This is a genomic window from Erythrobacter donghaensis (assembly GCF_001557325.1).
GTDB lineage: Bacteria > Pseudomonadota > Alphaproteobacteria > Sphingomonadales > Sphingomonadaceae > Erythrobacter > Erythrobacter donghaensis_B.
Window position 1 is genome coordinate 1 of the sequence record NZ_LSJS01000076.1, and the last position, 12,388, is coordinate 12,388.

14 protein-coding genes are annotated in these 12,388 nt (G+C 68.5%); 8 read left to right on the plus strand and 6 right to left on the minus strand.

Translation table 11 applies throughout. The features are described from left to right. Together AX692_RS03685 and AX692_RS03690 are read left to right on the plus strand one after the other, a co-directional pair. Positions 1-1,029, plus strand: a 1,029-nt coding sequence (locus AX692_RS03685; protein WP_073977565.1) for an AMP-binding protein, incomplete at its 5' end; no start/stop codon positions are given. Then, on the plus strand, positions 1,026-2,318 hold the full coding sequence (locus AX692_RS03690; protein ID WP_073977325.1) for a cytochrome P450: 1,293 nt from the start codon (positions 1,026-1,028) through the stop codon (positions 2,316-2,318). The genes AX692_RS03685 and AX692_RS03690, both read left to right, overlap by 4 nt. Here the strand turns inward: AX692_RS03690 and AX692_RS03695 are convergent. Continuing rightward, positions 2,315-2,707: a winged helix-turn-helix transcriptional regulator gene (locus AX692_RS03695; RefSeq protein WP_073977566.1), complete on the minus strand. Its 393-nt coding sequence runs from the start codon at positions 2,705-2,707 to the stop codon at positions 2,315-2,317. The two genes, AX692_RS03690 and AX692_RS03695, sit on opposite strands and share 4 nt — an antisense overlap. 94 nt (positions 2,708-2,801) lie before the next feature. Here AX692_RS03695 and AX692_RS03700 point away from each other — a divergent pair, with 94 nt between their 5' ends. The 4 genes from AX692_RS03700 to AX692_RS03715 all read left to right on the plus strand — a co-directional run bounded on the left by AX692_RS03700 (position 2,802) and on the right by AX692_RS03715 (position 6,871). Then, a complete protein-coding gene (locus AX692_RS03700; RefSeq protein WP_073975875.1) occupies positions 2,802-3,356 on the plus strand; it encodes a hypothetical protein in 555 nt (184 codons plus the stop codon). Positions 3,357-3,388: 32 nt separating this feature from the next. Continuing rightward, on the plus strand, positions 3,389-4,327 hold the full coding sequence (locus tag AX692_RS03705; RefSeq protein ID WP_073975874.1) for a helix-turn-helix domain-containing protein: 939 nt from the start codon (positions 3,389-3,391) through the stop codon (positions 4,325-4,327). A 109-nt stretch (positions 4,328-4,436) separates the two neighbouring features. Beyond that, positions 4,437-5,060: an OB-fold-containig protein gene (locus AX692_RS03710; RefSeq protein ID WP_073975873.1), complete on the plus strand. Its 624-nt coding sequence runs from the start codon at positions 4,437-4,439 to the stop codon at positions 5,058-5,060. An 11-nt stretch (positions 5,061-5,071) separates the two neighbouring features. Next, positions 5,072-6,871 (plus strand): flotillin family protein, encoded by a 1,800-nt coding sequence (locus tag AX692_RS03715; protein ID WP_081095120.1) that lies wholly within the window; start codon positions 5,072-5,074, stop codon positions 6,869-6,871. Positions 6,872-6,908: 37 nt separating this feature from the next. On the opposite strand, the gene AX692_RS03720 is transcribed toward AX692_RS03715, so the two are convergent. Continuing rightward, on the minus strand, positions 6,909-7,787 hold the full coding sequence (locus AX692_RS03720; protein WP_073975872.1) for a UTP--glucose-1-phosphate uridylyltransferase: 879 nt from the start codon (positions 7,785-7,787) through the stop codon (positions 6,909-6,911). A 149-nt stretch (positions 7,788-7,936) separates the two neighbouring features. Between AX692_RS03720 and murA the strand changes: the two genes are divergently transcribed. Beyond that, on the plus strand, positions 7,937-9,217 hold the full coding sequence (gene murA / locus AX692_RS03725) for a UDP-N-acetylglucosamine 1-carboxyvinyltransferase (RefSeq protein WP_073975871.1): 1,281 nt from the start codon (positions 7,937-7,939) through the stop codon (positions 9,215-9,217). A 107-nt stretch (positions 9,218-9,324) separates the two neighbouring features. Here murA and AX692_RS03730 read toward each other — a convergent pair whose 3' ends face one another. The 4 genes from AX692_RS03730 to AX692_RS03745 form a co-directional block, all read right to left on the minus strand. Next, a complete protein-coding gene (locus AX692_RS03730; protein WP_073975870.1) occupies positions 9,325-9,558 on the minus strand; it encodes a ribbon-helix-helix domain-containing protein in 234 nt (77 codons plus the stop codon). A gap of 12 nt (positions 9,559-9,570) precedes the next feature. Continuing rightward, on the minus strand, positions 9,571-10,083 hold the full coding sequence (locus tag AX692_RS03735; protein ID WP_073975869.1) for a hypothetical protein: 513 nt from the start codon (positions 10,081-10,083) through the stop codon (positions 9,571-9,573). A gap of 189 nt (positions 10,084-10,272) precedes the next feature. Then, positions 10,273-11,250, minus strand: coding sequence for a sulfur carrier protein ThiS (thiS, locus tag AX692_RS03740; protein WP_073977324.1), 978 nt, complete (start codon positions 11,248-11,250; stop codon positions 10,273-10,275). A gap of 48 nt (positions 11,251-11,298) precedes the next feature. Then, positions 11,299-11,601, minus strand: coding sequence for a MerC domain-containing protein (locus AX692_RS03745; protein ID WP_330997358.1), 303 nt, complete (start codon positions 11,599-11,601; stop codon positions 11,299-11,301). 209 nt (positions 11,602-11,810) lie between these two features. On the opposite strand from AX692_RS03745, the gene AX692_RS03750 reads away from it, so the two are divergent. Further along, positions 11,811-12,388, plus strand: a 578-nt coding sequence (locus AX692_RS03750) for a COX15/CtaA family protein (RefSeq protein ID WP_196491760.1), incomplete at its 3' end; no start/stop codon positions are given.

A 12,388-nucleotide genomic window follows, 5' to 3' on the forward strand; every position in this document is an offset into this window, starting at 1 on the left:
CCCGCCGACCCCGACCCGCAGGCCGCGGTGCCGCTCGTCGGCCTTGCGGTGATGGGCGCCGGAATGCCGACCGACGGCTCGATGATCTACCTCTCCCCCGCCCCGCTCTACCACGCCGCGCCGATCGGCTGGTGCTCGGTGGTGCACCGGCTCGGCGGCACGGTGGTGATGATGGAGCGCTTCGACCCCGAAGAGGCGCTCGCGGCGATCGAGAAATACAAGGTGACCGATAGCCAGTGGGTGCCGACCCACTTCGTGCGCTTCCTCAAGCTCGATCCCGCAGTGCGCACCCGCTACGACCTCTCCAGCCACCAGCGCGCGCTCCACGCCGCCGCGCCCTGCCCGGTGCCGATCAAGCAGGAGATGATCGCCTGGTGGGGCCCGATCGTGAACGAATACTACGCCGGCAGCGAAGGCATCGGCATGACCCTGATCCGCTCGGCCGACTGGCTCTCCCATCCGGGCAGCGTCGGCAAGGCGATCTACGGCACGCTCCACATCTGCGGGCCGGACGGCGCGGAAGTCGCGGCGGGCGAGGACGGCCTCATCTATTTCGAGAACGCGCTGCTCCCGACCTATCACAACGACCCCGCCAAGACCGCCGAGGCGATGCACCCCAAGGGCTGGATGACGCTCGGCGACATCGGCCATCTGGATGGCGACGGCTTCCTCTATCTCACCGACCGCAAGAGCCACATGATCATCAGCGGGGGCGTCAACATCTACCCGCAGGAGATCGAGAACCTGCTGGTCACCCACGCAAAGGTGATGGACGCGGCGGTGATCGGCGCGCCCTGCCCCGACCTCGGCGAGAAGGTGGTGGCGGTGGTCCAGCCGAGGGACATGGCGGATGCCGGCCCCGCGCTGGAGGCGGAGCTGCGCGAATTCCTCGCGCCCTCGCTCTCCAAGATCAAGATGCCCAAGCTGTTCGACTTCCGCCCCGAACTCCCGCGCGAGGCCAACGGCAAGCTCTACAAGCGCGAGCTGCGCGACGAGTATGCCGCGAAGGCGAAAGAGGCAGCGGAGTGAGCGGGGAGGCGATCCTCCCGGGCGACATCGCGAGGCGGGTGATCGATCCCCACGCCTATGCCGAATGGGACGGGTTGCTCGACACCTTCGATGCCATCCGCGCGAGCACACCGGTCGCCCGCGTCCAGCCCGACACGCCGGGTCTGTTCGACCCGTTCTGGCTTGTCACCCGCTATGACGACGTGATGCGGATCTCGAAGGACAATGCGGGGTTCCTCAACAACCCGCGCCCTGTCGTCTTCAGCTTCAACCAGGCGATCGCATTCAGCCGCGCCGCGACGGGATCGAACATGCTGGTCGATTCGCTGGTGGTGTTCGATGCGCCGATCCACCCCAAGTATCGCAAGCTGACCCAGGAATGGTTCATGCCGAGGAACCTCGCCCGGCTGGAAGGCGAGCTGCGGACGCTGGCCGCCCGGACGGTCGACCGGATGCTGGAACAGGGCAGCGAGGTCGATTTCGTCAAGGAAGTCTCCGGCCCCTATCCCTTGCGGGTGGTGATGCAGATCCTCGGGGTGCCGCCGGAGGACGAGTTCCGGATGCAGATGCTCACCCAGCAGCTGTTCGGCGGGCAGGACAAGGACCTGTCGGGCTCCGGGATGGACAAGATGACCCCCGAGCAGGTGGTGCAGATCGTCGCGGGCGCGGTGAAGACCTTCGAGGATTACTTCGCGCAGCTCGCCGAGGATCGCCGCCGCAATCCCACCGACGACGTCGCCAGCGTCATCGCCAATGCCACGGTGGACGGCCAGCCGCTCCCCCCGCGCGACATGGCGGGCTATTACATCATCGTCGCCACCGCCGGGCATGACACCACCAGCGCCAGCACGGCGGGCGCGATGCAGGCCCTCGCCCGCGATCCCGAACAATATGCCCGCGTGCGCGCCGACCGCTCGCTGCTCCCCGGCATCGTCGAGGAGGCGATCCGCTGGACCAGCCCCGTCCAGCACTTCATGCGCACCGCGGCCGAGGACTGCGAGATCGGCGGGCAAGCGATCAAGGCGGGCGACTGGCTGATGATCAACTACGTCGCGGCCAACCACGACCCCGCCCAGTTCCCCGATCCGCGCCGCTTCGACGCCGCCCGCTCGCCCAACCGCCACCTGGCCTTCGGGGCCGGGGCGCACCAGTGCCTGGGGCTGCACCTCGCGCGGCTCGAGATGCGGATCCTGTTCGAGGCGATCCTCGACCGCGTGGCGGCGGTCGAACCGGCGGGCGAGGCGAAGCGGGCCAGCAGCACCTTCGTCGGCGGATTGAAGACCCTCCCGCTGCGGGTGACGCGGTCCTAACTCACCGAAGGCGGGGTCGGGGTTAGCGGGGCGAGCGGCGGCTGCCAGTCCTCCCCGCGCGCGCGCAGCTCGGCCGTGCCCCACTCGGCGACCGGCATCAGCACATTGACCAGCGCGCACCCCTTGGGCGTCGCGACATAGAGCACGAACCTTGCATCCTGGCCCGCCACGGTGCTGACCAACCCGTCGCGCTGCATCGCCTTCAGCTGGGTCGAGAGCACCTGCTGGCTCACCGCCCCCAACTCGCGGCGCAGCGCGGCAAAGGCGAAAGGGCGCAACGAGAGCAGATAGAGCGCACGCGCCTTCCACTTACCCCCAACCAGCGCGACGACATGCTCGACCGGGCAGGCGTCCATCGGCGGGCGCTTGGGCTCATAGCTCCGGGGCATGGTCAGAACTTTCTGTATCTTGCTTCAAAGATGGCTTCAGGGAGATTTTGTGTCCCGCAAGCCGTGCGCAGCACGCTATCCTGAAACGAGGGCTATGGACATTATCGAATCTGATGCGGTGGTCGAATCCGAGCTCGCGCGGCTCGCCCCTCGCATCGGCGCGGATCTGCCGGGCTATCGCAACCACATCTACCGCGTGCTGACCTATGCGATGCACTTCATGGGCGGCGAGATGCGCTGGCGGCGGCCCTTCGGCTTTGCGCTTGCCTATCATGACGCGGGCATGTGGACCCATCGCGAGCTCGCCTATCTCGAGCCCTCGGCGGATCTGGCGGAGGCGGCGCGACGCGAGCACGCGCCCGATCTCGATCCCGCGCTGATCCGCGACCTGATCGTCTGGCACCACAAGGCCACGCCCTTCCGGGGGCCGAATGCCGAGGCGGTCAACGCCCTGCGCAAGGCCGACTGGGTCGATGCCAGCCAGGGCATGCTCAGGAAGGGGCTGACCCGGGCCCAGATCGCCGCCGCCACCGCCGCACTCCCCGCGCACGGCTTTGCCGACACGCTGATGCGGCTCGCGGGCGATCTCAACAAGGGCAATCGCATGGGGGGTTTGTTGCGGGTGCTACATACGGTATACAGGCTTTGAACTGACGCATTGGACAAGGGGGAAGTGCGGTCATGTCGATCCTCGAGCATTGGGCTGTGACCGGCGGGCCGGGGCGCACGCAGGAGCAACTGGGGGACGAGATCGTCTTCGTCAGGCACCGCCACACCGGGCTTGCGCTGATGGTCGCCGTGCCCGATCACGATGGCGGGCCGCAGATCGTGACACTGCAGGATCCCGCCCGCGATGTGGTGATCGTCACCCGCGGGAGCATGTTCCCGATGAAGGTGACGCTCGATGGGCAGGCCGTCGAGTGCGGCCCCCATTCGAGCGACCGCGTGACCTTCATCCGGGCCGGCACGCGGATGGTGCTCGAATACACGCGCGATTGCTCGATGCTCTGCGTGCTGATCGTGCCCGCCGGACGGCTGGCGGCGATGCGCGCGGAAGGCGCCCCGCTGCCGGGATCGTTCGGCCTGCGCGACGATCCCGCGCTCGGCGAATTGGCGCACGCCGTCGGTCGCCTGGTGCTGCGTCAGAGCGAGGCCGACAATGCCCTGATCGAACAGGCCACCGCCCGGCTCGCGGCGGGCTTCCACGACGGCGCCCCGGATGACCACGGGCAGCCGGATTTGCGCATCGCGCTGCCCCCGCACAAGCTGCGCCGGGTGCTCGCCCATATCGACGCGAACTTGGACCGCCAGATCACCCTGCGCGAGCTGGCCGAGCTCGCGCACCTCTCACCCTACCACTTCGCGCGGGTGTTCAAGCACGCCACCGGCCGCGCGCCCTATGACCACGTGCGCTGGCGGCGGATCACCCGCAGCACCGCGCTGGTCGCGCGCTCGGAGCTCAAGATCGCGGAGATCTCCGCCTCGACCGGCTTTGCCAGCGCCGCCCATTTCAGCAACGCCTTCCAGCGCGCCGCGGGCATCCCCCCGCTGCAGTTCCGCCGCGTGGTGCGCCCGCGGCTGCTGAGCGGGCGCAGCTTCGGCTCCCGACAGGGGCATTGACGCGGCCGCGTGCCGATTTTTCGCCGATTTTCCTGTTACAGCGCGGCAGCTTGTCCTAGATTTCCCGCATGGGATACGGTCTTCGCCTTGCCATGCGGGGCTGCGCGGCATGAGCCTGCTCGCGGCGCACAACCTGCCTTTCGTCCTCGCGCTCGCCGCGCTGGCGCTGATCGCGCTCGTGCAGATCACGGGCCTCGGCGACGTGCTCGAGGGTGATGCCGATACGGGCGGCGGGCTCGAGCTGGGCGGCTTCGGCGATGCGCTGACCGCGCTGCTCGGCCTCGGGCGGGTGCCGCTGCTGATCTGGCTGGCGAGCCTGCTGCTGGTGTTCGGCAGCATCGGCCTCATCGGTCAGGCGTGGATCGCGGACCTGCTGGGCGCCCCGCTCTCCGCCGGATGGGCGGTGCTGGCGGCGGGCGCTGCCGCGCTGCCGCTCAACAGCCTCGCGATGCGTCCGCTTGCCGCCGTGATGCCCAAGGACGAAACCACCGCGATCGCGCTCGATGAGCTGGTTCGGCGCGATGCCGAGATCCAGATCGGCACCGCCCGCGCCGGTTCGCCCGCCCGCGCCCGCGTGATCGACCGCCACGGGCAGGCGCACAACGTCATGGTCGAACCCCATGACGCTTCAATCGAATTGCGGGCGGGTGACACCGTCCTGCTGGTCCGCCGCGAGGGCGAGACCTTCTTTGCCGTTCAATATGAAAGCCCGCTGCTCGGGCTGGGAAGCTGAGGGGAACGCCAATGTCTCTGACCACCACCACCGCGGGCGAGGTCGCCACCACCGGCGATCTGGCGGCCTCCACCGGGGGACTCATCACCTACGGCGTCGTCGGGGTCAGCGCCCTCGTCTTCGTCGTGGTGTTCTTCGCCTTCCTCGTCCGGCTCTACCGCCGCGCGACCAAGGAGACCGCTTTCGTGCGCACGGGCCTTGGCGGCGAGAAGGTGGTGATGAACGGGGGCGCGCTGGTCTTCCCGGTGTTCCACGAGGCGATGCCGGTCAACATGAACACGCTGGTGCTGCCGGTGGTGCGGCGCGACAACGAGGCGCTGATCACGCTCGACCGCCTGCGGATCGACGTGAAGGCGGAATTCTACGTCCGCGTCCGCCCCGATGCGCAGGCCATCGCGATGGCCGCGCAGACATTGGGCCAGCGCACGATGCAGCCCGATCTGCTGAAGGACCTCGTCGAGGGCAAGTTCGTCGATGCGCTGCGCTCGGTCGCGGCGGGGATGACGATGAACGAGCTCCACGAACAGCGCGCTGATTTCGTGCAGAAGGTGCAGCAGGTCTCGTCCAACGACCTCGCGATGAACGGTCTGGAGCTCGAGTCGGTGTCGCTGACCGGCCTCGACCAGACCAGCATCGAACACTTCAACGCCAACAACGCCTTTGACGCCGAAGGCCTCACCAAGCTCACCGAGCAGATCGAGGCGAGGAAGAAGCTGCGCAACGACATCGAGCAGGACACCCGCGTCCAGATCGAGACCAAGAACCTCGAAGCCAGCAAGAAGAGCTTCGAGATCAGCCGCGAGCAGGAATATGCGCGGCTCGAGCAGGAGCGCGAGGTCGAGGTGCGGCGCGCGGCGCAGGCGGCGGAAATCGCCCGCGAACAGGCCGAGCGCAATCGCGAGGCCGAAGCCGCACGGATCGAGGCCAAGAAGCAGGTCGATGCCCAGCAGATCGAGGCCGACCGGCTGGTCGAGGAAGCGCGCATCATCCAGCAGCGCGCGCTCGAGATCGCCCGGCAGGAACAGCAGATCGCGGTGCAGAACAAGAGCCGCGAGGAAAGCCAGGCCAAGGCGCTGGCCGACGAGGCCCGCGCCAAGGCGGTCGAGGCCGAGGAACGCGTCGCCACCGCGCGCGAGCGCGAGATCGCCGAGCGCCAGAAGACCATCGAGCTGATCGAGGCCGCCAAGCAGGCCGAGCGCGATGCGATCGGGGTCAAGGTCCAGGCCGAGGCGGAAAAGGACGCCGCGGCGAACCGCGCGCAGGCACTCAAGCTCGAAGCGCAGGGCGAGGCCGAGGCCGAGAAGCTGCGCGCCGAGGCTGCGGCAGTGCGCTTCGAGGTCGAGGCCGCGGGCCAGCGCGCGATCAACGAGGCGGCGAACATCCTTTCGAGCGACCAGATCAGCCTCCAGACCAAGCTCGCGCTGCTCAAGGTGCTGCCCGAGGTCATCCGCGAGAGCGCCAAGCCGATGGAGGCGATCGATTCGATCAAGATCGTGCAGGTCGACGGGCTCACCAATGGCGGCCGCGCGGCCAATGATGGCGGCACGGGCGGTTCGGGTGGCGGCTCCGGATCGGGCAATCTCGCCAGCGACGCGGTGGCCGCCGCGCTCGCCTACCGCGCGCAGGCGCCGGTGCTCGACGGGCTGATGAAGGAACTGGGGCTCGACGGATCGTCGCTCTCGGGGCTGGTGAAGGGTGCCGCCGAAGCCGAAGGCGAGGCGGCTCCCGCCCCCGCCAAGCCCGCGCCGCGCAGGGCCATCACCCGCGACAATGATGCGGATGACACCCCGACCGGCGAGGCAGCGGAATAGCGAAGGTGAGAGGGGCGGCGCTGCTGCCCCTCGCGCGCTACTTCAGCAGATCCAGCGCAATCGCGCGCACCTCGGCGCCCATGTCGGGCCGCGACAGGGCGATCGCGAGAGTGGCCTGCACGAAACCGACCTTGCTCCCGCAGTCGTAGCGCGCGCCGTCGAAGGTGACGGCGTGGAACGGCTGGGTGCCGATCATCTTCGCCATCGCGTCGGTCAGCTGGATCTCGCCGCCAGCGCCCTTGCCCTGGTTCTCGAGCACCCGCATCACCTCGGGCTGGAGGATGTAGCGGCCCGAGACGATCTTGTTGGAGGGCGCCTGGTCGCGCGGCGGCTTCTCGACGAGGCCCTTCACCTCGGTCAGCGCGCCGTTCACCGCGCCCGGATCGATCACGCCGTAGCTGGAGACCTGCTCCATCGGCACTTCGAGCACCGAGATGAGGTTGCCGCCGACCTGCTCGTAGGCCTCCACCATCTGCTTCATGCAGCCGGTGCCGCCCTCCTTCGCCACCATCAGCTCGTCGGGGAGGAAGATCGCGAAGGGCTCGTCACCCACGATCGCGCGCGCGCACCAGATCGCGTGGCCTAGACCCAAGGGCACCTGCTGGCGCACCGCGATCACGTCGCCCGGGGTGGCGCGGGTCGGCTCGAGGATGGCGAGGTCCTTGCCGCGCTCGGTCATGGTCTGCTCGAGTTCGAAGGCGATGTCGAAATGCTCGACGATCCCGGTCTTGCCGCGCCCGGTGACGAGGATCAGCTGCTCGATCCCCGCCTCGCGCGCCTCGTCGACCGCGTACTGGATCAGCGGGCGGTCCACCACCGGCAGCAGTTCCTTGGGGACGACCTTGGTCGCGGGCAGGAAGCGGGTGCCGAGACCGGCGACGGGGAAAACGGCTTTGCGGATCGGCTTGGGAGACATTGACGGCTCTCGCGTTGGGGACAGGGTGAGTGGCCCGTCCGCTGCCCCCGTGCCTTGCGCCATAACCAAGGTCAATGATTGTTAGGAATCGTCGCACATCCCCCGCGCGGGCGAGTTGCACGAAAGGCACTTTTCGCTAAGGCGATTCCATGGACAAACTGATCATCAAGGGCGGCAACCGCCTCAAGGGCACGATCCCGATTTCCGGCGCGAAGAATGCGGCGCTCACCCTCATCCCCTGCGCGCTCCTGACCGAGGAGCCGCTGACGCTGCGCAACCTGCCGCGGCTGGCGGATATCGACGGGTTCCAGCACCTGATGAACCAGTTCGGCGTCACCACGGTGATCCAGGGCACGCGGCCCGAGGATTTCGGCCGGGTGATGAGCATGGAGGCGACCCGCATCACCTCGACGATCGCGCCCTATGATCTGGTGCGCAAGATGCGCGCGTCGATCCTCGTGCTCGGCCCGATGCTGGCGCGCGCGGGCGAGGCGACCGTGTCGATGCCCGGCGGCTGCGCGATCGGCAACCGCCCGATCGACCTGCACCTCAAGGCGCTCGAAGCCTTCGGCGCGCATATCGAGCTCGCCGCGGGCTATGTGAAGGCCTATCAGCCCGATGGCGGCATGCCGGGCGGCGATTTCGACTTCCCGGTGGTCAGCGTCGGCGCGACCGAGAACGCGCTGATGGCCGCGGTTCTCGCCAACGGCACCAGCCGCCTGTTCAACGCCGCGCGCGAGCCCGAGATCGTCGATCTGTGCAACATGCTCGTCGCGATGGGAGCGGAGATCGAGGGGATCGGCACCTCCAACCTCACCATCCACGGGGTCAAGCGCCTCCACGGCGCGACCTACCGCGTCATGCCCGACCGGATCGAGGCCGGCTCCTACGCCTGCGCGGCGGCGATCACCGGGGGCGAGGTGCGGCTCGAAGGGGCCAAGGCTGACGATATGATGGCGACGATCCACGCGCTGCAGGCGATCGGCATCCATGTCGACTGGGACGCCAAGAGCGTGACCGTCGCGGCCAACGGCGCGTTGAAGCCCGTCGACCTCACCACCGCGCCCTATCCGGGCCTCGCCACCGACATGCAGGCCCAGCTGATGGCGCTTCTCGCCCGCGCCGAGGGGACCAGCGTGCTCAAGGAGACGATCTTCGAGAACCGCTTCATGCACGTGCCCGAGCTGGCGCGCATGGGGGCACATATCGCGACCGAGGGCCGCACCGCGATCGTCAAGGGTGTCGAGCGCCTGACCGGCGCCGAAGTGATGGCGACGGACCTGCGCGCCTCGATGAGCCTCGTGATTGCGGGCCTTGCGGCCGAGGGCGAGACCACGGTGCGCCGTCTCTACCACCTCGACCGCGGTTACGAGCGGCTGGAGGAGAAGCTCCAGCTGGTGGGTGCGGATATCGAGCGGGTGGACGACTAGGCCCATCCCTCGTCATTGCGAGCGAAGCGAAGCAATCCATGGCCTGAGCTTGCCGCTCGCGACCGGTCCATGGATTGCCGCGGCCTTCGGCCTCGCAATGACGAAGATCAGCCGTTCACCACCAGCCACACCCGGATCGCGCTCGCCAGACCCGGGGGCGTGGGCGATTTGATCCGTTCGGCATCGATGCGGGCGACCAGCGCGGCAACCGCCAGCCCTTCGCGCGCGGCGGCGGCTTTCAGCATGTCCCAGAACAGCGGCTCGAGGCTGATCGAGGTCTGGTGGCCCGCGATTGCAAGCGAGCGCTTGACCGGGGGGTGGTAGGGGGAGGGCGGCTCCATCCCTCTCAACTATTAGGCCGCTTCGAAGTCGTCCACATATTCGGGGAGGAACACCGGCTCGCGCTCGGACCAGCCCGGCGCGGTGGCGGCGGCTTCGCTCAGCGATTGCAGCAGCAGCTTGCGGCGCTCCGGGCGGATCGAGGGCAGCGCGCTCGCGGCGCAGAAGGCGGCCGGGAGGTAGGGCCGCACGCTCGCACCCAGCAGGCGTTCGTAGAGGAAGCGGAAGGCCGAGAAGCTCGCCAGCCGCTCCTGCTCCAGATCGAAGGCGGCGAGACGCACCAGCTTGCCGAGGAAGCGCTCGACCTCGTAGGGCGTGCCGTCCTGCGGGATCAGGCCGCGCAGCGACTTCAGGTCCTGATAGGCGACATATTGCCGGCGGATCGCGACATTCTCGGCCTCGGAGCGGCCCCAGCGCCGGAAGGCGTCGGTGCGGGCGAGGCCGATGTCGAGGCTGCGCTTGATGTAGCGCTGCTCGGCAGGGGCGAACCCGGCGAATTCCCGCATCTCGGCAATCGGCATCATCATCGCACGTCTCCTTCGGACGAGGAGAACGTCGCTGAAGATGGTTAATTAAGTGTTAGGTAGAAGGAACAAATCGGCCCGCCAACGGACGGGCCGCAAGCGCGAACGCGCGCCCGGAGGGGTGGCCCGCAGGGCCGGGCCCCCGGAGGAAAGCCAAGCGCGCGGACGCGCGCGCCGGCGCTTGAGGCCAAATCAGATAAGCCCCGCCAAGGGGCTGCTGGGATCGGCATACATCCGCCGCGCCATGCGCCCCGCAAGGTAGGCCTCGCGCCCCGCCTCGACCGCGAGCCTCATCGCGCGGGCCATGCGGATCGGGTCCTTGGCTTCGGCGATGGCGGTGTTCATCAGGATACCGTCACACCCCAGCTCCATGCCGACCGCCGCGTCGGACGCCGTGCCGACCCCCGCATCGACCAGCACCGGCACCTTCGCGCCTTCCACGATCAGCCGGATGGTCACGCGGTTCTGGATGCCGAGCCCCGAGCCGATCGGCGCGCCCAGCGGCATGATCGCGACCGCGCCCGCATCTTCGAGCTGCCTGGCCGCGATCGGATCGTCGGCGCAGTAGACCATCGGGTGAAAGCCTTCCTTGGCGAGCACTTCCGTGGCCTTCAGCGTCTCGCGCATGTCGGGGTAGAGCGTGCGCGCCTCGCCCAGCACCTCGAGCTTGACGAGGTCCCAGCCCCCCGCCTCGCGCGCCAGCCGCAGCGTGCGCACGGCCTCCTCGCCGGTGAAGCAGCCGGCGGTGTTGGGGAGGTAGGTGATCTTCTTGGGATCGATGAAGTCGGTCAGCATCGGCGCCTTGGGATCGCTGACATTCACGCGCCGCACCGCGACCGTGACGATCTCCGCGCCGCTGGCTTCCACCGCCGCGGCGTTCTGCTCGAAGCTCTTGTACTTGCCCGTGCCGACGATCATCCGCGAGCGGAAGGTGCGGCCCGCGACGCTCCAGGTGTCCGCCGCATGATCGCCGCCGCCCACGAAATGCACGATTTCCAGCGTATCGCCCTCGGCCAGCGGGGCCTCGGCCAGGGTCGAGCGGGGGACGATTTCGCCATTGCGCTCGACCGCGACCTTTTCAGGCGTCAGGTCCAGCTCGCGCACCAGATCGGCGATGGTGGCGGCCGCCGAGCGGTGGGGGGCGCCGTTCAGGGTGATGCTCTTGGTCATGCGCGGTGACATAGTCCCTCGCAGCCCCCGCGCAACCACAGCTTTTGCTCAGTCGGCGGTGCGCAGGTTCATCCAGTGCGCCGCCGCGACGATCGCCACGCCGAGCAGCGTCAGCAGGAATTCGTTCGTCCCATGCGGCACCAGCAGCGCGACGCCCATCAGCGCAAGGCCACCCAGCGCCACAAGGAACGGCCCGCGCCGCCCATAGCGCAGCATCCCCCGCCCGATCGCGAGCGCGGCGACGATCAGCGCCAGCAGCAGGCCGATGCGGTGGATATTCTCGTCGAGCAGGAAGTGCCCGCCGAGGCCCAGCGCCGAGACCACCACCAGCGTCGCCAGGCAGTGCAGCACGCACAGGCCCGCAAGCCCGATCCCGAGTTTGTCGAGTCGGCGGCGGAGGAGACTCCGATTCGCAGGGGGCAGGGCGTCGGGGGTCATGTCTGGGAGGGCATGTATGTGATGTTGTTACATTGTGCAAGGCGGACTTGCGCCTATCGCACGGCGCTTTGCGGCGAACGGGCTTGCCTAGCGGACCGCGCGGGGACAAAGAGCGCACCGTCATGGCTACCTCCGCCTCCGTGTCGAACCTGTTCCGAGCCGCCGCCGCAAGCCGAGCGCGCCCGCTGGCGATTGCGCGCTGGCTCGAGATCGTCGCGCTGCTGGTGGTGCTGATCGTCGTCGTCGGCGGGATCACCCGGCTGACCGAAAGCGGGCTGTCGATCACCGAATGGAACGTCGTCAGCGGCATCCTCCCGCCGCTCACCGAGGCCGCGTGGCAGGCCGAATTCGCCAAATACCGCCTCACCGCCGAATACCGGATCGAGAGCGGCCCGGCGGGGATGGATCTCGCCGCGTTCAAGTTCATCTTCTTCTGGGAGTGGTTCCACCGCATCCTCGGGCGGGTGATCGGGCTTGCCTTCCTGCTGCCGCTGATCGCCTTCGCGGCTCTCCGCGCGATCCCGACTGGCTACGGCTGGCGGCTCCTCGCCATGTTCGCGCTGATCGTGGGGCAGGGGGCGCTGGGGTGGTACATGGTGTCCTCGGGGGTCGGCGCGACGAACCTCACCGATGTGAGCCACTTCCGCCTCGCCGCGCACCTGTTGACCGCGCTGTTCCTGCTGGCGGGCCTCGTGTGGAC

What these genes read in the sequence shown, in the direction of transcription:
- AX692_RS03700 (WP_073975875.1), top strand. Translation starts at nt 2,802, where the DNA reads ATGGACATTATCGAATCTGATGCGGTGGTCGAATCCGAGCTCGCGCGG.
- murA (WP_073975871.1), top strand. Translation starts at nt 7,937, where the DNA reads ATGGACAAACTGATCATCAAGGGCGGCAACCGCCTCAAGGGCACGATC.
- AX692_RS03730 (WP_073975870.1), bottom strand. Translation starts at nt 9,558, where the DNA reads ATGGAGCCGCCCTCCCCCTACCACCCCCCGGTCAAGCGCTCGCTTGCA.
- AX692_RS03705 (WP_073975874.1), top strand. Translation starts at nt 3,389, where the DNA reads ATGTCGATCCTCGAGCATTGGGCTGTGACCGGCGGGCCGGGGCGCACG.
- AX692_RS03715 (WP_081095120.1), top strand. Translation starts at nt 5,072, where the DNA reads ATGTCTCTGACCACCACCACCGCGGGCGAGGTCGCCACCACCGGCGAT.
- AX692_RS03735 (WP_073975869.1), bottom strand. Translation starts at nt 10,083, where the DNA reads ATGATGATGCCGATTGCCGAGATGCGGGAATTCGCCGGGTTCGCCCCT.
- AX692_RS03720 (WP_073975872.1), bottom strand. Translation starts at nt 7,787, where the DNA reads ATGTCTCCCAAGCCGATCCGCAAAGCCGTTTTCCCCGTCGCCGGTCTC.
- AX692_RS03695 (WP_073977566.1), bottom strand. Translation starts at nt 2,707, where the DNA reads ATGCCCCGGAGCTATGAGCCCAAGCGCCCGCCGATGGACGCCTGCCCG.
- AX692_RS03710 (WP_073975873.1), top strand. Translation starts at nt 4,437, where the DNA reads ATGAGCCTGCTCGCGGCGCACAACCTGCCTTTCGTCCTCGCGCTCGCC.
- thiS (WP_073977324.1), bottom strand. Translation starts at nt 11,250, where the DNA reads ATGACCAAGAGCATCACCCTGAACGGCGCCCCCCACCGCTCGGCGGCC.